23 protein-coding genes are annotated in these 22930 nt (G+C 44.7%); 15 read left to right on the top strand and 8 right to left on the bottom strand.

From position 1 onward, the window contains the following. Nucleotides 1–5: 5 nt before the first annotated feature. The 7 genes from R8269_RS11995 (at nucleotide 6) to nqrM (ending at nucleotide 5921) form a co-directional block, all read left to right on the top strand. Complete coding sequence (locus tag R8269_RS11995) at nucleotides 6–1250, top strand: NADH:ubiquinone reductase (Na(+)-transporting) subunit B (protein WP_005380265.1); 1245 nt, start codon at nucleotides 6–8, stop codon at nucleotides 1248–1250. After that, complete coding sequence (locus R8269_RS11990) at nucleotides 1240–2010, top strand: Na(+)-translocating NADH-quinone reductase subunit C (protein ID WP_005380267.1); 771 nt, start codon at nucleotides 1240–1242, stop codon at nucleotides 2008–2010. Before R8269_RS11995 ends, R8269_RS11990 begins: the two co-directional genes overlap by 11 nt. Then, entirely contained in the window at nucleotides 2010–2642 is a 633-nt protein-coding gene (locus tag R8269_RS11985) for an NADH:ubiquinone reductase (Na(+)-transporting) subunit D (protein ID WP_005380269.1), read from the top strand. The genes R8269_RS11990 and R8269_RS11985 overlap by 1 nt, the downstream gene beginning before the upstream one ends. Nucleotides 2643–2649: 7 nt before the next feature. Next, nucleotides 2650–3246 (top strand): NADH:ubiquinone reductase (Na(+)-transporting) subunit E, encoded by a 597-nt coding sequence (gene nqrE, locus R8269_RS11980; RefSeq protein WP_005380270.1) that lies wholly within the window; start codon nucleotides 2650–2652, stop codon nucleotides 3244–3246. Nucleotides 3247–3279: 33 nt separating this feature from the next. Then, on the top strand, nucleotides 3280–4503 hold the full coding sequence (gene nqrF, locus R8269_RS11975) for an NADH:ubiquinone reductase (Na(+)-transporting) subunit F (protein WP_005380271.1): 1224 nt from the start codon (nucleotides 3280–3282) through the stop codon (nucleotides 4501–4503). Between the two features lie 157 nt (nucleotides 4504–4660). Further along, a complete protein-coding gene (locus tag R8269_RS11970) occupies nucleotides 4661–5665 on the top strand; it encodes an FAD:protein FMN transferase (RefSeq protein ID WP_005380272.1) in 1005 nt (334 codons plus the stop codon). Between the two features lie 22 nt (nucleotides 5666–5687). Continuing rightward, on the top strand, nucleotides 5688–5921 hold the full coding sequence (nqrM, locus tag R8269_RS11965; RefSeq protein ID WP_005380273.1) for a (Na+)-NQR maturation NqrM: 234 nt from the start codon (nucleotides 5688–5690) through the stop codon (nucleotides 5919–5921). 158 nt (nucleotides 5922–6079) lie between these two features. On the opposite strand, the gene R8269_RS11960 is transcribed toward nqrM, so the two are convergent. Then, the gene (locus R8269_RS11960) at nucleotides 6080–7297 is read right to left on the bottom strand and encodes a response regulator (RefSeq protein WP_005380276.1); all 1218 of its coding nucleotides are present in this window, start codon (nucleotides 7295–7297) and stop codon (nucleotides 6080–6082) included. Between the two features lie 187 nt (nucleotides 7298–7484). On the opposite strand from R8269_RS11960, the gene R8269_RS11955 reads away from it, so the two are divergent. Both R8269_RS11955 and dinB read left to right on the top strand, forming a co-directional pair. Further along, nucleotides 7485–7718, top strand: coding sequence for a DUF2789 domain-containing protein (locus R8269_RS11955; protein WP_005380277.1), 234 nt, complete (start codon nucleotides 7485–7487; stop codon nucleotides 7716–7718). 76 nt (nucleotides 7719–7794) lie between these two features. Further along, nucleotides 7795–8859, top strand: a complete 1065-nt coding sequence (dinB, locus tag R8269_RS11950; protein ID WP_025768236.1) for a DNA polymerase IV — start codon at nucleotides 7795–7797, stop codon at nucleotides 8857–8859. On the opposite strand, the gene R8269_RS11945 is transcribed toward dinB, so the two are convergent. After that, complete coding sequence (locus tag R8269_RS11945; RefSeq protein ID WP_213885660.1) at nucleotides 8856–10781, bottom strand: ATP-dependent DNA helicase RecQ; 1926 nt, start codon at nucleotides 10779–10781, stop codon at nucleotides 8856–8858. The genes dinB and R8269_RS11945 overlap by 4 nt on opposite strands. A 76-nt stretch (nucleotides 10782–10857) precedes the next feature. Here R8269_RS11945 and R8269_RS11940 point away from each other — a divergent pair, with 76 nt between their 5' ends. Both R8269_RS11940 and R8269_RS11935 read left to right on the top strand, forming a co-directional pair. Next, the gene (locus tag R8269_RS11940) at nucleotides 10858–11337 is read left to right on the top strand and encodes a GreA/GreB family elongation factor (RefSeq protein WP_104980059.1); all 480 of its coding nucleotides are present in this window, start codon (nucleotides 10858–10860) and stop codon (nucleotides 11335–11337) included. Between the two features lie 61 nt (nucleotides 11338–11398). Then, a complete protein-coding gene (locus R8269_RS11935) occupies nucleotides 11399–12142 on the top strand; it encodes a YggN family protein (RefSeq protein WP_213961870.1) in 744 nt (247 codons plus the stop codon). A 90-nt stretch (nucleotides 12143–12232) separates the two neighbouring features. On the opposite strand, the gene R8269_RS11930 is transcribed toward R8269_RS11935, so the two are convergent. Continuing rightward, on the bottom strand, nucleotides 12233–14779 hold the full coding sequence (locus R8269_RS11930) for an Ig-like domain-containing protein (protein WP_213961869.1): 2547 nt from the start codon (nucleotides 14777–14779) through the stop codon (nucleotides 12233–12235). A 378-nt stretch (nucleotides 14780–15157) separates the two neighbouring features. Between R8269_RS11930 and R8269_RS11925 the strand changes: the two genes are divergently transcribed. Next, nucleotides 15158–16522, top strand: coding sequence for a sodium-dependent transporter (locus tag R8269_RS11925; RefSeq protein WP_033905531.1), 1365 nt, complete (start codon nucleotides 15158–15160; stop codon nucleotides 16520–16522). Between the two features lie 104 nt (nucleotides 16523–16626). Here R8269_RS11925 and R8269_RS11920 read toward each other — a convergent pair whose 3' ends face one another. The 5 genes from R8269_RS11920 to tsaA all read right to left on the bottom strand — a co-directional run bounded on the left by R8269_RS11920 (nucleotide 16627) and on the right by tsaA (nucleotide 20503). Next, a complete protein-coding gene (locus R8269_RS11920) occupies nucleotides 16627–16818 on the bottom strand; it encodes a DUF4250 domain-containing protein (RefSeq protein WP_005380289.1) in 192 nt (63 codons plus the stop codon). Then, nucleotides 16818–17024, bottom strand: a complete 207-nt coding sequence (locus R8269_RS11915; RefSeq protein ID WP_005391765.1) for a YaeP family protein — start codon at nucleotides 17022–17024, stop codon at nucleotides 16818–16820. The genes R8269_RS11920 and R8269_RS11915 overlap by 1 nt, the downstream gene beginning before the upstream one ends. Nucleotides 17025–17135: 111 nt before the next feature. After that, entirely contained in the window at nucleotides 17136–17804 is a 669-nt protein-coding gene (locus tag R8269_RS11910; RefSeq protein WP_005380291.1) for a tellurite resistance TerB family protein, read from the bottom strand. 176 nt (nucleotides 17805–17980) lie between these two features. Beyond that, nucleotides 17981–19696 carry a proline--tRNA ligase gene (locus R8269_RS11905; RefSeq protein ID WP_054577581.1) on the bottom strand — a complete coding sequence of 572 codons (1716 nt, stop codon included), beginning with the start codon at nucleotides 19694–19696 and terminating at the stop codon, nucleotides 17981–17983. A 111-nt stretch (nucleotides 19697–19807) separates the two neighbouring features. Then, complete coding sequence (tsaA, locus tag R8269_RS11900; protein WP_318222546.1) at nucleotides 19808–20503, bottom strand: tRNA (N6-threonylcarbamoyladenosine(37)-N6)-methyltransferase TrmO; 696 nt, start codon at nucleotides 20501–20503, stop codon at nucleotides 19808–19810. A 123-nt stretch (nucleotides 20504–20626) separates the two neighbouring features. On the opposite strand from tsaA, the gene R8269_RS11895 reads away from it, so the two are divergent. From R8269_RS11895 to R8269_RS11885, 3 genes are all read left to right on the top strand, one after another. Next, nucleotides 20627–20887, top strand: a complete 261-nt coding sequence (locus tag R8269_RS11895) for a type B 50S ribosomal protein L31 (RefSeq protein ID WP_005380295.1) — start codon at nucleotides 20627–20629, stop codon at nucleotides 20885–20887. Nucleotides 20888–20890: 3 nt separating this feature from the next. Beyond that, nucleotides 20891–21016, top strand: coding sequence for a type B 50S ribosomal protein L36 (ykgO, locus tag R8269_RS11890; protein ID WP_005380299.1), 126 nt, complete (start codon nucleotides 20891–20893; stop codon nucleotides 21014–21016). 229 nt (nucleotides 21017–21245) lie between these two features. After that, entirely contained in the window at nucleotides 21246–22832 is a 1587-nt protein-coding gene (locus tag R8269_RS11885; RefSeq protein WP_005380301.1) for an AbgT family transporter, read from the top strand. Nucleotides 22833–22930 lie beyond the last annotated feature (98 nt).

Here is a 22930-nt window from a genome sequence, read left to right as displayed (position 1 = left end):
TTTTCATGGCTCTTAAAAAGTTTCTTGAAGACATCGAGCATCATTTTGAGCCTGGTGGCAAACACGAAAAATGGTTTGCCCTGTACGAAGCTGTAGCAACAGTTTTTTACACCCCAGGTATCGTAACAAATAAAAGCTCGCACGTTCGTGATAGCGTTGACCTAAAACGTATCATGATCATGGTTTGGTTTGCGGTATTCCCAGCAATGTTCTGGGGTATGTACAACGCAGGTGGCCAAGCTATTGCAGCACTTAACCACATGTACGCTGGTGACCAACTAGCGACAGTTATCGCAGGTAACTGGCACTACTGGCTAACAGAAATGCTTGGCGGCACTATCGGTGCGGAAGCGGGTGTTGGCAGTAAGATGCTACTAGGTGCGACTTACTTCCTGCCAATCTACGCAACAGTATTTATTGTTGGTGGCTTCTGGGAAGTGTTGTTCTGTATGGTGCGTAAACACGAAGTTAACGAAGGTTTCTTTGTAACTTCTATCTTATTCGCACTTATCGTTCCACCAACGCTACCTCTATGGCAAGCGGCACTAGGTATCACATTTGGTGTTGTTGTAGCAAAAGAGATCTTCGGTGGTACAGGTCGTAACTTCCTTAACCCTGCACTTGCAGGTCGTGCATTTCTATTCTTCGCTTACCCAGCACAAATTTCGGGTGACGTAGTATGGACTGCAGCTGACGGCTTCTCTGGTGCAACTGCTCTTAGCCAATGGGCTCAAGGTGGTAACGGTGCTCTAGTTAACACAGTAACTGGCGCTCCTATCACTTGGATGGACGCGTTCATCGGTAACATCCCTGGCTCTATTGGTGAAGTATCGACTCTAGCTCTAATGATCGGTGCAGCGATGATCGTTTACATGCGAATCGCTTCATGGCGCATCATTGCGGGTGTGATGATCGGTATGATCGCAGTATCGACTCTGTTTAACGTGATCGGTTCTGACACTAATCCAATGTTTAATATGCCATGGCACTGGCACCTAGTTCTAGGTGGTTTTGCATTCGGTATGTTCTTCATGGCAACGGACCCAGTATCAGCGTCATTTACTAGCAAAGGTAAATGGTGGTACGGCATCCTGATTGGTGCAATGTGTGTGATGATCCGTGTAGTTAACCCAGCGTACCCAGAAGGTATGATGCTGGCGATTCTATTCGCGAACCTATTCGCACCTCTGTTCGACCATGTAGTGATTGAGAAGAACATCAAGCGGAGACTAGCACGCTATGGCAAGTAATAACGACAGCATTAAAAAGACGCTGGGTGTTGTTATCGGGTTGAGCCTTGTTTGTTCAATCATCGTATCAACAGCAGCAGTAGGTCTGCGTGATAAGCAAAAAGCTAACGCTGTCCTAGATAAGCAATCAAAGATCGTTGAAGTTGCAGGCATTGACGCAAACGGTAAGAAAGTACCAGAGCTATTTGCTGAGTACATCGAACCTCGTCTAGTAGACCTTGAAACAGGTAACTTTACTGAGGGTAATGCATCTACGTACGATCAACGTGAAGCATCAAAAGATGCAGAACGTTCAATCGCATTGACACCAGAAGAAGACGTAGCTGATATCCGTCGTCGCGCGAATACAGCAGTGGTGTACCTTGTAAAAGATCAAGATGAAGTCCAAAAAGTTATCCTGCCTATGCACGGTAAAGGACTATGGTCGATGATGTATGCCTTTGTAGCCGTTGAAACTGATGGTAACACTGTGTCTGCTATTACTTACTACGAGCAAGGTGAAACTCCTGGACTTGGTGGTGAAGTAGAGAACCCTTCATGGCGCGATCAATTCATTGGCAAGAAATTGTACAATGAAGATCACCAGCCAGCGATTAAGGTCGTGAAAGGCGGCGCACCGCAAGGTTCTGAGCACGGTGTTGATGGCCTATCAGGAGCGACGCTCACTAGTAATGGTGTTCAACACACATTTGACTTCTGGTTAGGTGATATGGGCTTTGGTCCTTTCCTAGCAAAAGTTCGTGACGGAGAACTTAACTAATGTCTAGTGCACAAAACGTTAAAAAGAGCATCCTAGCGCCAGTGTTGGATAACAACCCAATCGCGCTACAAGTTCTTGGTGTATGTTCTGCTCTTGCAGTAACAACTAAACTAGAAACAGCTTTTGTAATGACACTAGCGGTAACATTTGTAACTGCGTTGTCTAACTTCTCTGTTTCATTGATCCGTAACCACATTCCTAACAGTGTGCGTATCATCGTTCAGATGGCAATCATCGCATCGTTAGTAATCGTGGTAGACCAAGTGCTAAAAGCTTACCTATACGATATCTCTAAACAGCTATCTGTATTCGTTGGTCTGATTATCACTAACTGTATCGTAATGGGTCGTGCTGAAGCATTCGCAATGAAGTCTGCGCCAGTACCATCTCTTATTGACGGTATTGGTAACGGTCTAGGTTACGGCTTCGTTCTTATCACTGTAGGTTTCTTCCGTGAGCTATTTGGCTCAGGCAAACTATTTGGTCTAGAAGTTCTACCTCTAGTGAGCAACGGTGGTTGGTACCAGCCTAACGGCCTAATGCTACTAGCACCATCAGCATTCTTCCTAATCGGCTTCCTTATCTGGGTAATCCGTATTCTGAAACCAGAACAAGTAGAAGCGAAGGAGTAAGGACGTCATGGAACATTACATTAGTCTGTTAGTTAAATCGATTTTCATCGAAAACATGGCTCTGTCTTTCTTCCTAGGTATGTGTACTTTCCTTGCCGTATCTAAGAAGGTTAAGACCTCTTTCGGCCTAGGTGTTGCAGTTGTGGTAGTTCTGACTATCGCTGTTCCTGTGAACAACCTGGTATACAACCTAGTTCTGAGAGAGAACGCGTTAGTTGAGGGCGTGGACCTTAGCTTCCTAAACTTCATCACCTTTATCGGTGTAATTGCAGCACTTGTACAGATTCTAGAGATGGTCCTAGACCGTTTCTTCCCACCTTTGTACAACGCGCTAGGCATCTTCCTACCGCTGATCACAGTAAACTGTGCAATCTTCGGTGGTGTATCTTTCATGGTACAACGTGACTACAACTTTGCTGAATCGATCGTTTACGGTTTCGGCTCTGGTGTGGGCTGGATGCTAGCAATCGTTGCTCTTGCAGGTATCCGTGAGAAGATGAAGTACTCTGACGTACCTCCAGGTCTACGTGGTCTTGGTATCACATTTATCACTGTAGGTCTTATGGCGTTAGGCTTTATGTCTTTCTCTGGTGTTCAACTGTAAGTCGGGTAAACCGCAACAATTAAGGAATAGTCAATGGACATTATTCTTGGTGTAGTGATGTTTACTCTGATCGTACTAGCACTAGTACTAGTGATTCTTTTCGCTAAGTCTAAGCTTGTACCAACAGGTGACATTACAATTTCTGTGAACGATGACCCTTCTCTGGCGATCGTTACACAACCAGGTGGTAAGCTACTGAGTGCTCTAGCAGGTGCTGGCGTATTCGTATCTTCTGCTTGTGGTGGCGGTGGCTCATGTGGTCAGTGTCGCGTAAAAGTTAAATCAGGTGGTGGCGACATCCTACCAACCGAGCTTGACCATATTACTAAAGGTGAAGCGCGTGAAGGTGAGCGTCTAGCGTGTCAGGTTGCAATGAAAACTGACATGGATATCGAGCTTCCTGAAGAAATCTTCGGCGTTAAGAAGTGGGAATGTACTGTTATCTCTAACGATAACAAAGCGACATTCATCAAAGAGCTTAAGCTACAAATTCCAGATGGCGAATCAGTACCTTTCCGTGCTGGTGGTTACATCCAGATTGAAGCTCCTGCTCACCACGTGAAATACGCAGACTACGATATTCCTGAGGAATACCGTGAAGACTGGGAGAAGTTCAACCTTTTCCGTTACGAGTCTAAAGTTAATGAAGAGACCATTCGTGCATACTCTATGGCTAACTACCCAGAAGAGCACGGTATCATCATGCTTAACGTTCGTATCGCAACTCCGCCGCCGAACAACCCAGACGTACCACCAGGCATCATGTCTTCGTACATCTGGTCTCTAAAAGAAGGCGACAAGTGTACTATTTCTGGTCCATTTGGTGAGTTCTTTGCGAAAGATACAGATGCAGAAATGGTATTCGTTGGTGGTGGTGCTGGTATGGCTCCAATGCGCTCACACATCTTCGACCAACTTAAGCGTCTGCACTCTAAGCGTAAGATGTCTTTCTGGTACGGCGCACGTTCTAAGCGTGAAATGTTCTACGTAGAAGACTTCGATATGCTACAAGCTGAGAATGACAACTTCGTATGGCACTGTGCACTGTCTGATCCACTTCCAGAAGATAACTGGGATGGTTACACTGGCTTTATTCACAACGTTCTTTACGAGAACTACCTACGTGATCACGAAGCGCCAGAAGACTGTGAATACTACATGTGTGGTCCACCTATGATGAACGCTGCTGTAATCGGCATGCTAAAAGATCTAGGTGTAGAGGATGAAAACATCCTACTAGATGACTTCGGTGGTTAATTCCTCCAAGTGATTGAATCTATGGCTAGCTCTCCAAGAGAGCTAGCCATTATTTTTTATAGACATAAAACTGATACTCAACAGTTGATATAGGTAATCGGATTGAAAGGATTGATCCTATTTCCCATATCAATTCAACAACATTGGGAGTTAACAAGTGAAAAAGTGGCTTGTTGCATTTGCTTCTCTATTGATTTTGGCTGGCTGTGAGCAGCCTGCCGATCAAATTCATTTAAGTGGCCCTACCATGGGGACTTCTTACAACATCAAGTATATCGAGCAAGATGGTATTCCAACGCCAAAAGCGATGCAGACAGAAATTGATCGCTTATTGGAAGAGGTTAATGACCAAATGTCGACCTATCGTGACGACTCAGAGTTAAGTCGTTTTAATCAGCATCAAACGAGCGAGCCATTTACAGTTTCGACACAAACTGCAACGGTAGTGAAAGAAGCAATTCGCCTTAACGGTCTTACTTTAGGTGCATTGGATGTGACGGTCGGCCCTCTAGTTAACCTGTGGGGGTTTGGTCCAGAAGCTCGTCCAGATGTAGTTCCAACCGATGAAGAACTCGCTGCTCGCAAAGCAAATACCGGTATTCACCACCTATCTGTTGATGGTAATACACTGTCCAAAGACCTTCCTAACTTGTACGTCGACCTATCGACGATTGCGAAAGGTTGGGGGGTTGACGTGGTTGCTGACTACCTTCAATCTGAAGGGGTACAGAACTTTATGGTCGAAGTTGGCGGTGAAATGCGTCTCAAAGGTGTCAATCGTGAAGGTGTGCCTTGGCGTATCGCAATTGAAAAACCGACCGTTGATGAACGTTCAATTCAAGAAATTATTGAACCAGGCGACATGGCAATTGCAACAAGTGGTGACTATCGTAATTACTTTGAGAGTAATGGTGTGAGATACTCTCATATTATTAATCCACGAACAGGCAAACCAATTCATCATAAAGTGGTGTCTGTAACGGTATTAGATAAATCGTCGATGACTGCTGATGGTCTTGCAACTGGTCTTATGGTGCTAGGTGAAGACAAAGGCATGGCAATTGCGAACGAAAATAATATTCCTGTTTTCATGATTGTGAAAACGGAAGATGGTTTTAAAGAGTTGGCTTCGGAAGCATACAAGCCATTCATGAAGAAATAACAACAGAAGTGAGCATGTTTTTATGAATACATTTCTAATTACCTTTGCTGTGTTTGTCGCGGTAATCACTGCAATGGCTGTCGGATACATTTTCCAAAAGAAAGTCGTGAAAGGTAGCTGTGGTGGCTTAGGGGCAGTTGGCATCGAAAAAGTGTGTAATTGTCCAGAACCCTGCGATGCGCGTAAAAAACGTGAAGCGCGCGAGGCTGCGCGTGCTGAGAAATTGGCGGCGTGGGAAAAAGATAGAATTGCTTAGTATTGGTTAATCGTACTAAGAAAGTGATAAAGCTCAGCGTTCTGCTGAGCTTTATTTTTAGGCAGCTAACCAAAGCTCAGATGTCCGAGAAAGAGCCCAATACCGTGTTTTGTTGTTTCTTTCTCTCATGTTACAGAGCAAGACCACACTGATAGTCATTAGGACGAAGAAATGATTTGGTTACGTCCGTTCTCTTTGGCCATGTAAAGTCGCTCATCCGCCACTTTTATTTGTTGTTCCAGCTCCCCCTCGATGTTGCTTACACCAATACTCGCGGTCACAAGAATGTTTTTGTCCAAATAAGTTATTGGCGTTTTTTCTATGCGCTGTCTCATTTGTTCTAAGCGTGTTAGAAAGCCGTCATAGTCGCCACTGGCTTGAATACAAAACTCCTCGCCACCAAGCCTAGCGACAATATCATTTGGAAAATAGATTTTTAGAATATTCGCTATCATGACTAACACTGCATCGCCGCCCTCATGTCCGTGTGTATCATTTACTTGCTTAAAGAAATCGATATCAAGCATCGCGATGTTTCTTTGAGCGTTTTCTACATGGGGTTGCTCAAACAGAAAGCGGCGGTTCCATAAGCCCGTTAGCGCATCTTGATTTGCCATTTTAAACAGTTCAGATGTTGCGTCTTTGATATCTAACAGTTGGTGAATACGGCAAAAAAATTCTTCTTGATTAAATGGCTTGTATAAAAAGTCATTGGCCCCTGCTTTTAGAAACCTAGCCGTCATGGTCTTAGAGTTACTACCCGACAAGCCGAGAATGGCTAATTGATTTTTATCCCACTTCCGACGTAATTCACGCACCATAGTAATGCCATCTTTAACGGGCATATCATGGTCGGTTAAAACGAGAGTGATATCTGGATTTTGCTCGACAAGCTCTAGGGCTTTTTGCCCATTGTCAGCTTCCAACGTCTGAATATATTGATGCTCCAAAAGTTGGGCAATGTGTCTTCTTACGGTGTGTGAATCATCAACGACTAAACATTTGTGTTGTTGATTGTTGGTTAGTCGCTTGAGGAGTGGTAATAGATAGGAAACGGACGCCATGCTGTCTTTCAAAATATAGTCGAGGACACCTTTTGCAAGCATCTTTTCGCGAGTGTCTTCTTGAAATCGAGCCGTTAAAACAATGACACGATGACCATGTTCCAAAACGAGGTCAATAATCTCGCCATCTTGAGCATCCGGTAAACAATAGTCTAAAACCGCACAGAAGAGGTCCTGTGCTGAAGATAACAAGTTCTTTGCCTCCGCGTAGCTTTCCGCTGCGATGACCTCATAACCAGCTTGGCTTATTGTTTGGCAAAGAAAGTTTTTAAATGCACGACTATCTTCAACAACCAGAATCTTATTACTCAAGCGCAGTCCCCAAAATTAATTGTTTAAAATCAATGATAACTAAAATTAAACTTATCGCCATCAAAAAACACATGTCAACCAAAAGTAGAACAACTACTCAAATGTTTGACACGCATCCGTTAACATCACATCATTATTCCTGTCTTAGTTATATAATTATGTTTAGCTAACGTAGGGAGAAAGTAGTATGGAAATGCATCAACATGGTATGGCTGAGCTATTTCAACAACTGGGCCTCGGTAGCTCTCCTCAAGAAATGAAAGATTTTATTAATCAACATCGACACAAAAGAGATTCTGCGCCTTTACATGAAGCTAGCTTTTGGACGATGTCACAGGCGAACTTTCTAAAACAAGCCATCGAAGAAGATGCAGATTGGGCCGAATTGGTCGATCAATTGGACGTAATGCTTCGAGATTGACGTTCGTTTAAACACGCCCATTTCTCTTCAGGTAGATTTGATTTATACTGTTTTTTTGAACAGTGCTTTGATGGCTATGTCAGATCGAATTAGAAAAATTATTCATGTCGATATGGATTGTTTTTATGCTGCCGTAGAGATGAGAGATAACCCCAGTTACCGTGGCATTGCACTCGCTGTTGGCGGACATGAAAAGCAGCGTGGAGTGATTAGCACCTGTAATTATGATGCGCGTAAATATGGTGTTCGCAGTGCAATGTCAACGGCGCGCGCGCTGCAACTCTGTCCTCATTTGTTGGTTGTGCCCGGTAGAATGCATGTATACAAACAAGTCTCTCAGCAAATTCGTGCTATTTTTGAGCGTTATACGCCTATCATTGAACCTCTCTCATTGGATGAAGCATACCTCGATGTCACGGACTCGACAGCTTGCCGTGGCTCCGCAACGTTGATCGCAGAGTCAATTCGCCGTGATATCTGGAGTGAACTTGGGTTGACGGCATCGGCGGGCATTGCTCCGATTAAGTTTCTTGCCAAGGTCGCGTCAGACATGAACAAGCCCAACGGTCAGTTTGTGATTCCGCCAGAGAAAGTCCAAGAGGTTATCGATAGTCTTCCGCTAGAGAACATTCCTGGTGTGGGAAAAGTGAGTCTTGAGAAGCTCCACCAAGCCGGTTTTTATCGATGTGAGGACATTAAAAACAGTGACTATCGAGAGTTGTTGAGGCAGTTTGGTCGTCAGGGTGCCTCCTTATGGCAGCGAAGCCATGGAATTGATAATCGAGAAGTCGTTGTTGAGCGCGAGAGAAAGTCCGTCGGTGTGGAAAGGACATTCAGCCAGAACATCGCAACCTATGATGAATGTTGGCAAGTGATTGAGGAGAAACTTTATCCTGAACTCGAGAAACGTTTAGAGCGTGCAAGCCCAGATAAGTCGATTATTAAACAAGGTATTAAAGTCAAATTTGCCGACTTTCAACTGACAACAATTGAGCACATCCATCCGCAATTAGAGCTTGAGGACTTCAAGATCTTGCTAAGAGATATTCTTAAACGCCAAAATGGACGGGAAATTCGCCTTTTAGGCTTGAACGTGATGCTCAAGCCCGAAGACCAAGCGCGTCAATTGAGCTTTTTTTAGGCCCTTACCGTTTCTACCTGCGTTAATACCTGCTCAAAACTTACATTTGCCATTGCACCATAACCTGCTAGCTTTGAGGCTTTTAGCTGGCTAATCAAAGGAGTGCTGATTCCGCACAAGAAGCGAGCAACGGCATCATTACTGATGGCCGATGGGGAAAGCTGAATAAACTCCCGCGCCCATATCGATACTTGAGATTGTTCAATATCTTCAGGTTCTGGTGCTGTGAATGTGGCGACGTGACCACGACACACGGAGCAGTGACCACATTGCTTTGGTGCATCGTGATCCGCAAAGTAGTTCGCCAATTGTGAGCTCAAACAGTGCTCGGACTGGAACAAGTGCAGCATGGTGTGGATTCTTTCGATATCTTTGCTTTCTTTGGATTGGAACAGTTCATACAGTTGTTGGATTAAAACATCCGAGCTCTGTTTGGTTGGCATAACTGAGTACACGTCCGTCAGTTGTTTGCTCTCTAGTTCTATCCAGCCGTTCTGGTGAAAATAGTCGAGCGCTGCGACAACTCGGCTGCGTTCCGATTGATAGTTCATCCATAGCGCTTCTAGATCAACTTGGCACCACACTTTGGCTTTTTGTGAGCAGGAAAAAATAGCCTCCACAAATTGACGTCGCTCGCCTTGAAATTGATTCACAATAAATTGCTGATCGTGCAAAAACTTAAACCGATATTCCGCAAAGTAACTGTACTTTGCTTCAATGACGTTATGTAGCTCCAAATAAACCAACAAGGTTTTGAGTGGCAATTGGCGGATATTACTTTCACGCGACAAACGCAGTGGCACTACCTCCCATTGTGGAGCATGTTCTTTCGCTTGCTCGACTACATAGTTAATTGACGTAAATTCTGGTGTGTCACCATAGACAAAATTCTCCAACACCGTTAGGCCGGACGTATTGCCTAGCAGAATGCACTCCGAGCGTTGCCCGTCCCTGCCTGCACGTCCAATCTCTTGTGCGTAGTTCTCGATTGATTTGGGTAAGTCGAAGTGAATGACGCGTCGAATATCAGATTTATCGACCCCCATACCAAATGCAATCGTTGCAACAATACAGTCAATTTGGCCATCCATGAACTGCTGTTGGATTTGTTCGCGAACGTCGCTTTTCATGCCAGCGTGGTATGCGTGAGCGTTAATGCCAATATGGATTAATGACTTTGCTACTCGTTCTGCTGTTTGCTGCTGCGTCACGTATACGATGGTCGGAAGCTTAGGTGAAGAGGCGATGATCTCACTGAGCTGTTCTTGTTTCTTTGTTTCCTCACACGGGATCACCGAGATATCCAGATTGGGGCGGTAGAAGCCTGTAACGGTAATATGTTCACTGGCAATATCGAACTTTTTTTGCATGTCTTCAATAACTGCAGGCGTTGCCGTTGCGGTGAGAAGTAAAGACTGTGGGATGTTCAGTTCACGTTGATATTGCGGTAGTTTGAGATAGTCTGGGCGAAAGTTATGCCCCCATTCGGAAATACAGTGCGCTTCATCAATGACCATCAAAGAAATCGGTACTTGGCGAATGAATTCACGAAAACGCTCATTTTTTAGTCGCTCAACAGAAATCATCAAGATTTTGATTTGTCCATTCTTCACGCCAGCCATGACCTGTTGTGCTTCTTCTCTACTTTGACTGCTATCGATAGAAGCGGCCGCGATTCCTTTACTTTGTAAAAAGCTCAGTTGATCCTTCATTAACGCCAACAACGGAGAGATCACCAACGTAAGGTTGGGTAATATGGTTGCAGGTAGTTGATAACAGAGTGACTTCCCCGAGCCTGTAGGAAAGATTGCCGCAGCAGAGTAACCATTTATAACGGCTTCAATAACGGGTTGCTGACCTTGGCGTAATGAGTCAAAACCAAATACAGATTGAAGTGTTTGATGCAGCGAGTCACTTTGCATAATAGGGAAACCTTTCTTTGATGGTAAACTTAGGTACATTAACACACCCTGAGTGCCAAACGCGCGTCCTAAAAGTATGAACAAAGCTGACTTAGTCCAAATTATCATCCAACATCTGGAAGAAAAACTTCAAGTGGCCCATGCATCGGCTCAGCGAGCCATTGATGCCGCGACAGATGAAGAAACTGTTCCCGAGCATAAGTACGATACGTTAGCACTTGAAGCCGCGTATCTTGCTCATGGACAAGCCATGCGAATCCAAGAGAGTGAAGAGGAATTGCGTCAATATCGTTCTTTAGTGACTCGCGACTTTAAGAATGCGCCTGTTGGAGTTGGTGCTTACGTTGTTCTCGAAGATGAGAATTTGATCGAAAAGCACTTCTTTGTAGGCCCTTGCTCTGGTGGTTTGACTGTTCAATATCAGGCTCAGGAAGTCTTTGTCTTAACAGCTAAATCTCCTCTGGGTCGAGCGTTGTTCGGAAAAGAAGAAGCTGATGAGGTTGACGTAAAAATAGGAGATAAAACAACTTGTTACGAAGTCGTGACGATTTGCTGACATCTCATGTATCACTCAGTGTTATGTTTAACACGAGTAATGTTAAATAAAAGAGAATGACATGAAAAAGCTTTTTACACTCTCATTGCTGATGGTCAGTGCTACTGGTTATGCAGCGCAGTGTCGTGTGGACATCAATAATGAAGTCCGTATGGATGGGCAAAGCTTGGAAATTCGCCAAACGACAGGTGATAAAGCTGTCGTGGATGAAGATAACAATCTATTCATCAAAGGTGAGTTAATTGAACTCAATGCCGACCAAAAAGCGGCAATTGAAGACTATCGCGAAAAAATGAACGCGTATATTCCACAAGCAAAGCAGTTGGCGAGTGATGGTTTAGCGCTTGCAAATGACATCATCGATGATGTCGCGGAAAGCCTAGACGCACCTGGCGCGTTTGATAACGTCAAAGTCGCAGTACAGGACTTTTTCGCTGATGTTGAATCACGTTACTACAAAGATGGCGATTTCATTCTACCAGCGGAAAATTTTGAGTCCATGACACAAGGGTGGACTGAAGACTTTGCAAAAGCACAAGAGATCTTCAATAAAGAGTTTTTAGCGAGTTCGTTGGATGCTTTATCGAAAAAAATGAAGGAAGAGGGGGGAATAAACCTCACTGCATTATCAGAGAGTATGGCTGAACTCAGCGCGAAAGTAGAAGAGCGTTTAGCTGAGCATTCGAAAGAGGTAGAGCAACAAGCAGAAGACTTGTGCGATTCGCTGGATGACATGGCAGGGCAAGAAGACGATTTGTTGAAGAAAATCCCTGAGCTAAAAGATTACCGAGTATTTACGATTTAATTACTCATTAAAAAGTAAAAACTCGATGAGATAAAGAAAGAGAGCACTATTGTGCTCTCTTTGCGTTTTACTCGCTTGTTCTTTGGTTGCTTATTGCGCGTTCATCTCGGTGAGCTTATCGCCGACAGGTTTTGAGAAATTAAAACCATCATGCTGATCCCAGTTGATAGACCATGTCATTACTCCTGCATAATTCGGGTAATGGTACGCTGGTTTAACGGTGCCACATGAAGTGCCTTTGGTTAAACAATCTAGTGCGTTGATAATATTCTGTGTTGGAGCCTGCCCTGAATTTGCCGAGCTAGGACCTGAAGGTAAACCGATTGCGACTTGATCATCGCGCAATGGTGCAAATTGAGTGCCGTCGGCCAACTCAAAACCTTCGATAAGCATTTTAGATTGCGCTACCATCATATCCACAGAGCCTTCTGGTGCACTGCCTGGCAGGTATGGGTTTGGCAAACCGCCGTTGTTATATAACTGGACGTGAAGCAAGTCGAGCGTGCTGCGTGTCTCGTTTATCACAGGAATGTAAGCTCCCCAAATACCGCTGTAAGCTACATAGCCGCCTTGAACATAAGGGTGCTCAGGCGCCATGGTTAGGTACATATCGCCACCCATGTTTTGCTCTATTTGAAGCAAAGCACGACCAAGGCGAGCTTGAATTTGCGAGCCATGAACTAAGTTAGAACCACTCTCTAAATCCACATCTAGGCCATCAAAGCCCCAATCAGCGATAAGACCTGTTAGGCTAGAGACAAAGTTTGCTTCATCTTGGTCGGTATTCAGCGTAATCGTGCCTTCTGCGCCGCCAAGAGAGAGAACAAACTTCTTACCTTTAGCTTGAAGCGCTGCCATGTCCTGCTTGAATTGTGTTGGATCGAGTGCTGGACAATCGCTGTAAATATCGCCTGAATATAGATTAAAGTGCACAGTGCCATCACTGTTGCGATCATTTTCAGCAAAGGCAATATCAATCACATCCCAAGCATCTGCCATATCTGTTAGACGAATTGGACAGCCCGCACCATTTACAAAATTGTGCCAGTAACCGATGAGTTTATGGCGTTTCTCTACTTGCTCAACCACCGTTATTGCAGCGGCGTCAGACAGTGCATTGCTTCCCGACAAATCCACAGCTTGGGCGCTAACTGTAAAGTTACCAAGTGCAGTTGGTGTCCAGTTGGCTGTGTAAGGTGCTGTGGTATCGGTTGCAACAATAGAGCCGTTGATCATGAAATCAACGTGTTTAATGCCTGAAGTTAAAGACGTTGCATCGGCGCTTAATGCGAGACTTTCGCCTAATCCGACGGTTTGACCGCTGCTTGGTGAAGTCAGAGAGACGACCAAATCTTTATCGCTGACTTCCACACCAACCAGGGACTCTGACGTGTTGTTATCATTATCGGTTGCGACGGCTTTAAGCTGGTTAGCGCCAATAAGTGTGGCGTTCCAAGTAACGGAATATGGTGCTTGAGCGGTGACCCCTAAGCTAGTGTTGTTCGCAAAAAACTCAACTTGCGTGACTGTGCCATCAGCATCGCTTGCATTTGCCGTGATTTCGTTATTGCTGCCAGCGAGCACGACTTGTCCATCCGTTGGTGCCGTAATGGTAACTTGCGGTGGTGTCGAACAAGCACCTAGGCCACTCCAAGCATCTTGCCAGTATAGCCCTTCACCAGGCTCGTAAGCCCATGTCGCATCCGAGGAGCACCAACCAGCAACATCACAACGATATTTTTGGTTGAAGTGAGAAACCAGGTCGCCAGATTGATAACTTGTGCCTGCCACATAAGGTACTGCATCTGCACATCCGCCTGTTCCGGTTTCTGCATTACTAATAACCAGCGCTACTTCTTGGCTCATCGTTGCGAGGTTTGTATCATCAGTCGCTTGTGCTTTGAATGAGTATGTACCTGGACTCGCGGTCCATTGATATTCGTAAGGTGCACTAGTATCAATGGCGACAGATTGATTGTTTACGAAGAACTCAACTTGTGTGACCACACCATCAATATCGTCAGCTTGAGCGGCTACGGTTAGGTTATCGCCTACATTAAGCACTTCTGTGCCTACTGGGCTGGTCAATGAAATGCTTGGTGGTGGTAATTCGACTTGTGGTTGAATTTGGATAGAAATCGTCGTGGTGCTAACGGCTCCCTCATTATCGGTCGCAATTGCGGTCAATTGCGAGATCCCTTCAATAGCGGTCCAAGAAGCTTCGAATGGTGCTTGAGTTACCACAGCAACGGTTTGGTTGCCTGCAACAAACTCAACTTGTGTGATTTGGCCATCTTCGTCTGCCGCGTTGGCTAACAAAGTGATCGCACTGCCTTCGGGAATTTGTGCGTTGTTTATTGGAGAGGAGAACGACACCGTTGGTGATAAGTTGTTGCTTCCACCATCGCATTGCCCTAACGCTTTCCATGCTTCCCAAGATCCTGAGTTGGTCACGGGGTCATTGCCTTGCGTCCAATATGCAGCCTCATAAGCGGCTCCTTGCGTTTTTACTAAAGCGCCCGATGTATAAGTCGCAGTGCTGTCCCAGTCGGGTAGACTTTGACAGTTATAGGCTTGAGCTTGGTAGCTGGCGCTGAGTGCTACAATCATCGCTCCGTGAAGTAGAGTGACCTTCATTTTCCTCTCCTTGAATCATGGGTATAAATGAGAACAGAGTAATAACTAGCTGATAAATAGACATTAGGGGGAAAAAGCGAAGCACAATATTCTGCTTTTCGACACAGTATCACGAGGAACAGTTCGTCCCTTACACCAGAGCTCATTATTTTTCGGCTCACTTCACGGCAGAAGGATTGGTAAAATTCAGCCACGTGAAACGAGCAACAGTCACGAGGCTTTTGAGCGATGAATATGAGATGTACGTTAAAATTTACAAGCTGAATGACTATAAATTACTTCAACTGTCGAGGATTTAACCGAGGTACTCTTGTTGAATAGTGAATATTGCTATAGTGTACTAGTTAGCTAGTTCAATGATATTTTTGTGTGAGTAGTATGACACAGCAAACCTCTTCTCAGCCTCGCGAGCATTTTGGCTCTCGTCTCGGGTTCATCTTAGCTGCCGCAGGTGCCGCAGTTGGCCTTGGCAATATTTGGGGCTTCCCAACTCAAGCTGCCAGTAATGGTGGCGGTGCTTTCCTGTTAGTTTATTTGGTGATGATTCTTATCGTCGCATTTCCGATGCTGGTGGTTGAAATGGCGATTGGTCGCCATGGTCAAGCCAACCCTGTAGACAGTATGCGTGCAATCACAGATAACCCTACCGGTAAAAAACTCGGTGGCATTGTGGGTTGGATTGGTTTAAGCGTACCAAGCGCTGTCTTAGCGTTTTATTCAATTGTTGGTGGTTGGTTGATCTGCTTTTTACTGGGTGCAATCACAGATCTAATGGGGTTAGAAGCTGCAACTCAATGGCTAAAGGGCTTTAGTGTTGAACGTAACTTGTTCGGAACCATTACTTTTTATGTACTGACGATTCTCATCGTACAAGGTGGCGTAAAACAAGGTATTGAGAAGTGGTCCACACGTTTGATGCCAGCATTGTTTGTTCTGTTTGCTCTGCTATTTGCTTACATCATGACGCAAAACGGTGCGATGGAAGGTCTGAAACATTACCTAGTGCCGGATTTTGAAAAGGTATGGGACCGCAAGTTGATTCTTGCTGCAATGGGACAGGGCTTCTTCTCGCTTACGATCGGTGGCTGCTCAATGTTGATTTACGGGTCTTACTTGAGTAAGAAAGAAAACCTACCAAAGATGGCGATGAACGTGACCATGGTAGATACTGCCGTTGCTTTCATTGCAGGGTTAGTGGTGATGCCAGCGATGTTTGTAGCAATGCAAAAGGGCGTTCAAATCTATGCAGAAGATGGCTCTCTCTTAAGCTCAGATACGTTGGTATTTACCGTATTGCCATTGATGTTTGATAGCTTAGGTTTGCTTGGTCAATTGTTCTCTATTGTGTTCTTCTTATTGCTGACGATTGCGGCGCTAACGTCCTCCATTTCAATGTTAGAGTGTCCAGTGGCTTTAGTGAGTGAGCGCTTCAATACTAAGCGCAGCGCAACGAGCTGGGTTTTAGGTGGTCTCATTGCCTTGTTCAGTGTGGTGATTGTTTATAACTTTGGCGCTCTGTTTGGTATGGTCGCGACGGTTGCTACTCAGTATCTACAACCAACCGCTGCGCTCTTATTCTGCTTATTTGGTGGTTGGGTATGGAATCGCAACTCAAAAATCAAAGAGCTTGAGCAAGGTTGCCCGGAGTTTACGCAAGGTTGGTTTGGTAAGTTATGGCCTGCGTATGTGAAGTTTGTATGTCCAATTCTTGTGGCGACAGTCATCTGGGCTTCATTTGGCTAACCGAGACGCCTATCGAATAAAAGAAAAGGGCTTGATGGTAACTCATCAAGCCCTTTTTCATATTGGTTATTCTCGTTTCGGTTATCCGCCAAGCATGGTGTGGATTAACGGAATTGTCCTGCTTCTGGAAGAAAGTCAAAACCAGCAGAAGCCAGTTTTGTCTCCAGTGCTGTGCGTTCGATATCGAAGAAAGCCACCAGTTTATCTAAGTCACCACCGAAGTCGTCGCGTAGCTTCATATTCACAATGCTCATCAGCATGACAGGATCCATGGATTCAAAGTTCGCTAGATTCATTACTTATCCTCAAAATCTGAAATCAGTAGGTTTGCCGCAGCAAATGCCGCTTTTTCACGCACTTCTTTAGGCAGGGACTCATCCGCTGCAACATCGTTCAGTGCTTTAACTGCACATGAAATTGCTTGGGGAATATAAGCTTGATCGCCACTACCAATCTGAGCATAAAGCTCACGAACCAGTTCACAACAGCCGTATACTTGCATGTTTTCTTTCCACTAAATGATAACTTATCTCAATATACACACAGCGGATTTGAAACTCAAAGTACAGAGTTGTTTTGGCTCAAGTTGAAGGTTTGCTTGAGCGAGATTTAATCACTGCATTTGTGCTTCTAACTGCTGAGTGACTTCTGGTGAAAGTTGAAGTTGTTTTGCTAGTTCTTGCAGATACGCTTTTTCCATAAAGTTTTGTTCATCAGCGACGATCAAAGACGCTAGGTAAATTTCTGACGCTTGTTGAGGAGAGGTCGCCTGATTAGCAATTTCAGCAGGATCAAGCGGTTTGTTTAACTCTTGCTGAACGAGGTGACGAACGTGCTCATCTGCGCCCATATCCGCGAGAGCTTGTTCAATGCGAGCCATTTCCTCTTCATCAACGTGACCATCAGCTTTTGCAGCTCCAATCATTGCTTTTAAAATTAAGACACTGTGTTTACTGTCATCGGGGTCAAAGGTTTCTTGAACACCTTGACCGGATTGCTTGGCTTGCCAGTCGTTATACACTTTGTAGGCCAAGGCTCCAAGCGCAGCTGCGCCACCGACTTTTAATGCGCTTGACCCTATTTTTTTAGTCATTTTTTTACTTTTCTTTGAGCCCATCAGCATACCGATGAGGCCTCCGCCTACAGCACCTGCTCCTAGCGTTTTTAGGCTACTTGAATTTGATGAGGATTTGATGTTGTTGGTTTGTTTGCCCAATGCATCTGCACCTTGCTTAAGTAAGTCGGATTTGAGTGCTTGGTTTAGAAGACTTTTTAAATCCATAACTGACCTCCTTTAGATGATGAAATCAGTTTAATAGCAAGAAGCTGAACCAAAGATTAACAAAGTGAATAGTTCGAAAAAGGTGGAGGGGGCGTTGAGCTGTAATAAAAAGGGCTGACCGAAGCCAACCCTTTTTAACTATTTGAAACTACTTCAAATGCGAACTCGTCTAGTGCTTACTTTAGTTGAGCTTTTACGTGCTCAACAATGTCAGTCATTGCGACTGCTGTTTTCTCACCAGTAGCACGGTTCTTGTATTCGAAGTTGCCTTCTTTCATTGAGCGGTCACCGATAATAATTGTATGCGGTACACCAATAAGCTCCATGTCAGAGAACATTACGCCTGGGCGTTCTTTACGGTCGTCAAATAGCACTTCGATGCCCATTGCCGTTAGCTCAGCGTACAATTTCTCAGCGGCTTCTTTCACTTCTTCTGACTTGTGCATGTTCATTGGAACGATCGCTACCTGGAATGGTGCGATTGCATCTGGCCAGATGATGCCGTATTTGTCGTGGTTTTGTTCAATAGCAGCCGCTACTACGCGAGTGATACCGATACCATAACAACCCATTTCTAGGATGACGTTCTTACCATCAGGACCCAGTACACCACAGTTCATCGCTGCGGAGTAAGCGTTACCTAGTTGGAATATATGGCCAACTTCGATACCACGCTTAAGCTGGATAATGCCCTTGCCACATGGGCTTGGGTCACCTTCCACAACGTTACGTAGGTCTTCAACTTGGCCAAGCTCTACATCACGACCCCAGTTAATACCGAAGTAGTGTTTGCCATCGATGTTCGCGCCCGCACCGAAGTCGCTCATTACCGCAACGCTGCGGTCAACAATGAACGGCAGTTTAAGGCCAACAGGGCCTAGTGAACCAGGGCCTGCACCGATAAGCTCACGAATTTCTTCTTCAGATGCCATTTCCAGTGGAGCTGCAACCTGAGGAAGGTTTTCTGCTTTCACTTCGTTCAGTTCATGATCACCACGAATAATAAGCGCGATGATTGGCGCATCAACTTCGTCAGATGCTTTCACAAACAGTGTTTTCACTGTTTTTTCAATTGGTAGTTCGAACTGCTCAACCAATTCAGCGATTGTTTTCGCGTTTGGCGTATCAACCAACGTCATTTCTTGTGTTGGTGCCGCAGCCTCAGAGGCTGGAGCTAGTGCTTCTGCTTTTTCAATGTTTGCCGCGTAATCTGACTCGCTAGAAAATGCGATGATATCTTCGCCGCTTTCAGCCAGTACGTGGAACTCTTGAGATCCGCTACCACCGATAGCACCGCTATCTGCAAGTACAGGACGGTAATCCAGACCCATGCGATCGAATGCTTTACAGTAAGCATCATGCATTGCGTCGTATGACTTTTGTAGTCCGTCTTTATCAATGTCAAAGCTGTACGCATCCATCATTGAGAATTCACGTGAACGCATTACGCCAAAACGTGGGCGTCGTTCGTCACGGAATTTAGTTTGGATTTGGTACAGGTTTAGCGGAAGCTGTTTGTAAGAGCTCACTTCATTGCGAACAAGGCTAGTGATCACTTCTTCAGCGGTTGGGCTAAGTACAAACGGACGAACATGACGGTCAGTAAAGCGAAGTAGCTCAGGACCCATCTTTTCGCTGCGGCCTGTCTCTTCCCATAGTTCAAACGGCTGAACAACGGGCATCAAAGTTTCGACTGCGCCTGCATTGTCGATTTCTTGACGAACGATGTTTTCGACTTTACGCAGTACACGTAGACCAGTAGGTAGCCAGGTGTATAAACCTGAAGCCAGCTTACGGATCATACCTGCACGTAGCATGAGCTGGTGGCTCACTACTTCTGCGTCGTTTGGAGTCTCCTTCAGAGTAGAAAGAAGATAATTACTGGTACGCATTAAATTTATCCGTTTATTTAAGTTAGATACTCAAGCTTGAATAAGCAGGAGTATGGGAGTTCCCGAAAGGGAAATTTGTTAGCCGTCTATAATATCAGCCAATTGCGTTTGTCAAAAGCTTTCAATAGCGGTAACCGTTATTAAGTTGCTTGTTGCTGTGAACTTTACGTTCAAGTCGAACAAATTTACCGCATATTCTTTGTCGTCCGGCTTGTTTTTCTTATATGCAGGGCGAGGATCTTGTGCCAGAACTTGTTCAATGACTGTTCTTACATAGTCAGTATCGGATCGATTTTCTATCGTTGCTAATGCTTGAGCAGAAAAGGTGACTTGTGACTTTTCTGGCTCTTGGTCTGCGTATCCGCCTTGTGCTTCCGAAATAGAATCCGAATAGGGGATATAAGGCTTAATATCCACAATCGGTGTCCCATCCACGAGATCTACACTGCCTAAATCAAGATAGATTTGATCGCCTTGCTTAGTGACTCCTTTCACTTCAACGGCTGACATGCCGATTCCGTTTGGACGGAAAGTCGAGCGCGAGGCAAAGACACCAATTCGTTCATTGCCGCCTAATCGTGGCGGACGTACAGTTGGTTTCCAACCAGCTTCCAGGTTCTGATCAAATAGAAACAACAACCAAACGTGAGAGAACTGTTCTAGCCCACGCACTGCTTCAGGGCTATTTGCTGCACCTAACAGTTTTACGCGTGCTTTAGCCTCTGGTACTAAGCGTGGTTGGCGCGGAACTGCAAACTTTTCTTTGTACGGTGTCTCAATGACGCCGATGGGTTCGATGGAATACATGGTGGACATCTTTAAGAATTCATTGAGATGAAAAGTATCACAAATTTCTCTTGCTTTTATTGTTGATAATGATTATTAATTAAAATGTTATAACATAACAATTTAATTGAAAGGAAAAGTATTATGAAACCAGGAATCCACCCTGAATATCGTCCTGTGGTGTTCCACGACACCAGTGTAGATAAGTACTTTGTCGTTGGTTCTACATTGAAAACGGAGAGAACCATCGAATGGAAAGATGGCAAAACTTACCCTTACTTTACGTTAGATGTGTCGTCAGCTTCTCACCCGTATTACACCGGTAAACAGCGCGTTGTACAAACCGAAGGTCGCATTGCGAACTTCAACCGTCGTTTTGGTCAATTTAAGAGCGAAAAGGAATAAATCATGAAGGTAGTAAAATCATTAAAAAGTGCAAAAAGTCGTCATCCGGATTGCCAGATTGTAAAACGGAGAGGGCGTCTTTATGTCATTTGTAAAACGAACCCGAGATTCAAAGCTGTGCAAAAGTAATCAACCTGCATATATCTAACTTATGGTTTTGTTTAATTGATAATGTTGAGTTAATTATCTTACGTGGATGAAATGTCTACATTTTTATTCAATGTTGGTTATAAATGCCTCTGTTCGTCACAGTTTGTAACATTTAGGGCTTTTATTTGACCTTCTACTCAAGTACCCTTCGCACGCTTTTTGACATTTTTGTCACATTTGCATAGGAATAAAAACAAGGAGGGAACAGATGAGTTCATCTGATTCAATTAAACAAAACTCGCCTAAGAAGCCGCTGTTTACGCGCTTTTTGGATACTGTCGAATATTTGGGGAACTTATTACCCCACCCGATCACACTATTTGCCATTTTCTGTTTAGCCATTCTGGTGATGTCGGGTATTGCAGGATACTTCGAAGTTTCCGTAGTTGACCCTCGTCCTGAGGGTGCAAAAGGTCGTGCCGCAGATGGCATGATTCATGTCGTTAGCTTGCTTAACGCTGATGGCCTTGAACTAATCGTTACCAATCTAGTGAAAAACTTTGTCGGCTTTGCACCTCTGGGTACGGTATTGGTTGCGATGTTGGGTGTTGCTATTGCTGAATACTCAGGCTTGCTATCTGCAGCAATGCGTGGCTTAGTCATGGGTGCATCACAACGCATGGTAACAGTGACGGTCGTTTTCGCGGGTATCATTTCAAATACGGCATCAGAGCTTGGCTATGTGGTACTTATTCCACTGGCTGCAATGCTGTTCCATTCTTTAGGTCGTCACCCACTTGCCGGTCTTGCTGCGGCGTTCGCTGGTGTATCTGGTGGTTACTCAGCAAACCTACTTATTGGTACGGTTGACCCGCTGTTGTCAGGCATTACTGAAACGGCGGCGCAAATGATCGACCCAACTTACACTGTTGGTCCAGAAGTTAACTGGTACTTCATGTTTGTGTCGACATTCTTCATTGCAATCACAGGTGCGTTTGTTACTGAAAAAATTGTTGAGCCAAAGCTTGGCAAATACAGTGAAGAAGAAGCCTCAGAAGATTTGTCGAACGACAAAATGGGCGGCTTAACAGACATTGAGAAGAAAGGCCTAAAACTAGCAGGTGTTGCTGTACTGGTTGTTTCAGCGCTGCTTGCTTGGACGGTTGTTCCAGAAGACGGTATTCTACGTTCTGATGCAGGTACAATTGCAGGTTCACCATTCCTGAAAAGTATCGTGGCATTCATCTTTGTGTTCTTTGCTATTCCAGGCTTTGTGTTTGGTAAAGTTGTTGGCACGATGAAGACGGATCGCGATGTAATTGATGCAATGGCGAAATCTATGTCTTCTATGGGCATGTACATTGTATTAGTTTTCTTTGCGGCTCAGTTCGTTGCTTTCTTTAAATGGACTAACTTCGGTCAGGTATTCGCGGTTGCTGGCGCTAGCTTCCTGCAAGAAATTGGCTTAACTGGTCCAATGTTGTTCTTTGCCTTCATCCTGATGTGTGGCTTTATCAACCTAATGATTGGTTCGGCATCGGCACAGTGGGCAGTAACGGCTCCGATTTTTGTTCCTATGTTGATGCTTGTTGGTTATGCACCGGAAACGATTCAGGCTGCTTACCGAATTGGTGACTCGACGACAAACATCATTACTCCAATGATGAGCTACTTTGGTTTGATTCTTGCCGTAGCGACTCGTTACATGAAGAACTTAGGTATCGGTACGCTGATCGCGACCATGCTACCTTACTCAATCTGCTTCATTGTAGGTTGGAGTGTGCTGTTCTACCTATGGGTATTCGTATTTGGTTTACCAGTAGGCCCTGGCGCAGCAACATACTACACACCGTAGCAAACGGTTATCTCACACAGCTTGACCCGTCCTGATATGGGTTGACACTTTTTAACTAAAACGCTCGATGTACTTCATCGGGCGTTTTGTATTTTAAA

The organism is Vibrio sp. Vb0667 (assembly GCF_033391095.1).
The sequence above is the reverse complement of the archived record's forward strand: the minus strand, read 5'-3'. Positions and strand labels throughout refer to the sequence as shown.

What these genes read in the sequence shown, in the direction of transcription:
- R8269_RS11995 (WP_005380265.1), top strand. Translation starts at nt 6, where the DNA reads ATGGCTCTTAAAAAGTTTCTTGAAGACATCGAGCATCATTTTGAGCCT.
- R8269_RS11990 (WP_005380267.1), top strand. Translation starts at nt 1,240, where the DNA reads ATGGCAAGTAATAACGACAGCATTAAAAAGACGCTGGGTGTTGTTATC.
- R8269_RS11985 (WP_005380269.1), top strand. Translation starts at nt 2,010, where the DNA reads ATGTCTAGTGCACAAAACGTTAAAAAGAGCATCCTAGCGCCAGTGTTG.
- nqrE (WP_005380270.1), top strand. Translation starts at nt 2,650, where the DNA reads ATGGAACATTACATTAGTCTGTTAGTTAAATCGATTTTCATCGAAAAC.
- nqrF (WP_005380271.1), top strand. Translation starts at nt 3,280, where the DNA reads ATGGACATTATTCTTGGTGTAGTGATGTTTACTCTGATCGTACTAGCA.
- nqrM (WP_005380273.1), top strand. Translation starts at nt 5,688, where the DNA reads ATGAATACATTTCTAATTACCTTTGCTGTGTTTGTCGCGGTAATCACT.
- R8269_RS11955 (WP_005380277.1), top strand. Translation starts at nt 7,485, where the DNA reads ATGGAAATGCATCAACATGGTATGGCTGAGCTATTTCAACAACTGGGC.
- dinB (WP_025768236.1), top strand. Translation starts at nt 7,795, where the DNA reads ATGTCAGATCGAATTAGAAAAATTATTCATGTCGATATGGATTGTTTT.
- R8269_RS11945 (WP_213885660.1), bottom strand. Translation starts at nt 10,781, where the DNA reads ATGCAAAGTGACTCGCTGCATCAAACACTTCAATCTGTATTTGGTTTT.
- R8269_RS11940 (WP_104980059.1), top strand. Translation starts at nt 10,858, where the DNA reads ATGAACAAAGCTGACTTAGTCCAAATTATCATCCAACATCTGGAAGAA.
- R8269_RS11935 (WP_213961870.1), top strand. Translation starts at nt 11,399, where the DNA reads ATGAAAAAGCTTTTTACACTCTCATTGCTGATGGTCAGTGCTACTGGT.
- R8269_RS11930 (WP_213961869.1), bottom strand. Translation starts at nt 14,779, where the DNA reads ATGAAGGTCACTCTACTTCACGGAGCGATGATTGTAGCACTCAGCGCC.
- R8269_RS11925 (WP_033905531.1), top strand. Translation starts at nt 15,158, where the DNA reads ATGACACAGCAAACCTCTTCTCAGCCTCGCGAGCATTTTGGCTCTCGT.
- R8269_RS11920 (WP_005380289.1), bottom strand. Translation starts at nt 16,818, where the DNA reads ATGAATCTAGCGAACTTTGAATCCATGGATCCTGTCATGCTGATGAGC.
- R8269_RS11915 (WP_005391765.1), bottom strand. Translation starts at nt 17,024, where the DNA reads ATGCAAGTATACGGCTGTTGTGAACTGGTTCGTGAGCTTTATGCTCAG.
- R8269_RS11910 (WP_005380291.1), bottom strand. Translation starts at nt 17,804, where the DNA reads ATGGATTTAAAAAGTCTTCTAAACCAAGCACTCAAATCCGACTTACTT.
- R8269_RS11905 (WP_054577581.1), bottom strand. Translation starts at nt 19,696, where the DNA reads ATGCGTACCAGTAATTATCTTCTTTCTACTCTGAAGGAGACTCCAAAC.
- tsaA (WP_318222546.1), bottom strand. Translation starts at nt 20,503, where the DNA reads ATGTATTCCATCGAACCCATCGGCGTCATTGAGACACCGTACAAAGAA.
- R8269_RS11895 (WP_005380295.1), top strand. Translation starts at nt 20,627, where the DNA reads ATGAAACCAGGAATCCACCCTGAATATCGTCCTGTGGTGTTCCACGAC.
- ykgO (WP_005380299.1), top strand. Translation starts at nt 20,891, where the DNA reads ATGAAGGTAGTAAAATCATTAAAAAGTGCAAAAAGTCGTCATCCGGAT.
- R8269_RS11885 (WP_005380301.1), top strand. Translation starts at nt 21,246, where the DNA reads ATGAGTTCATCTGATTCAATTAAACAAAACTCGCCTAAGAAGCCGCTG.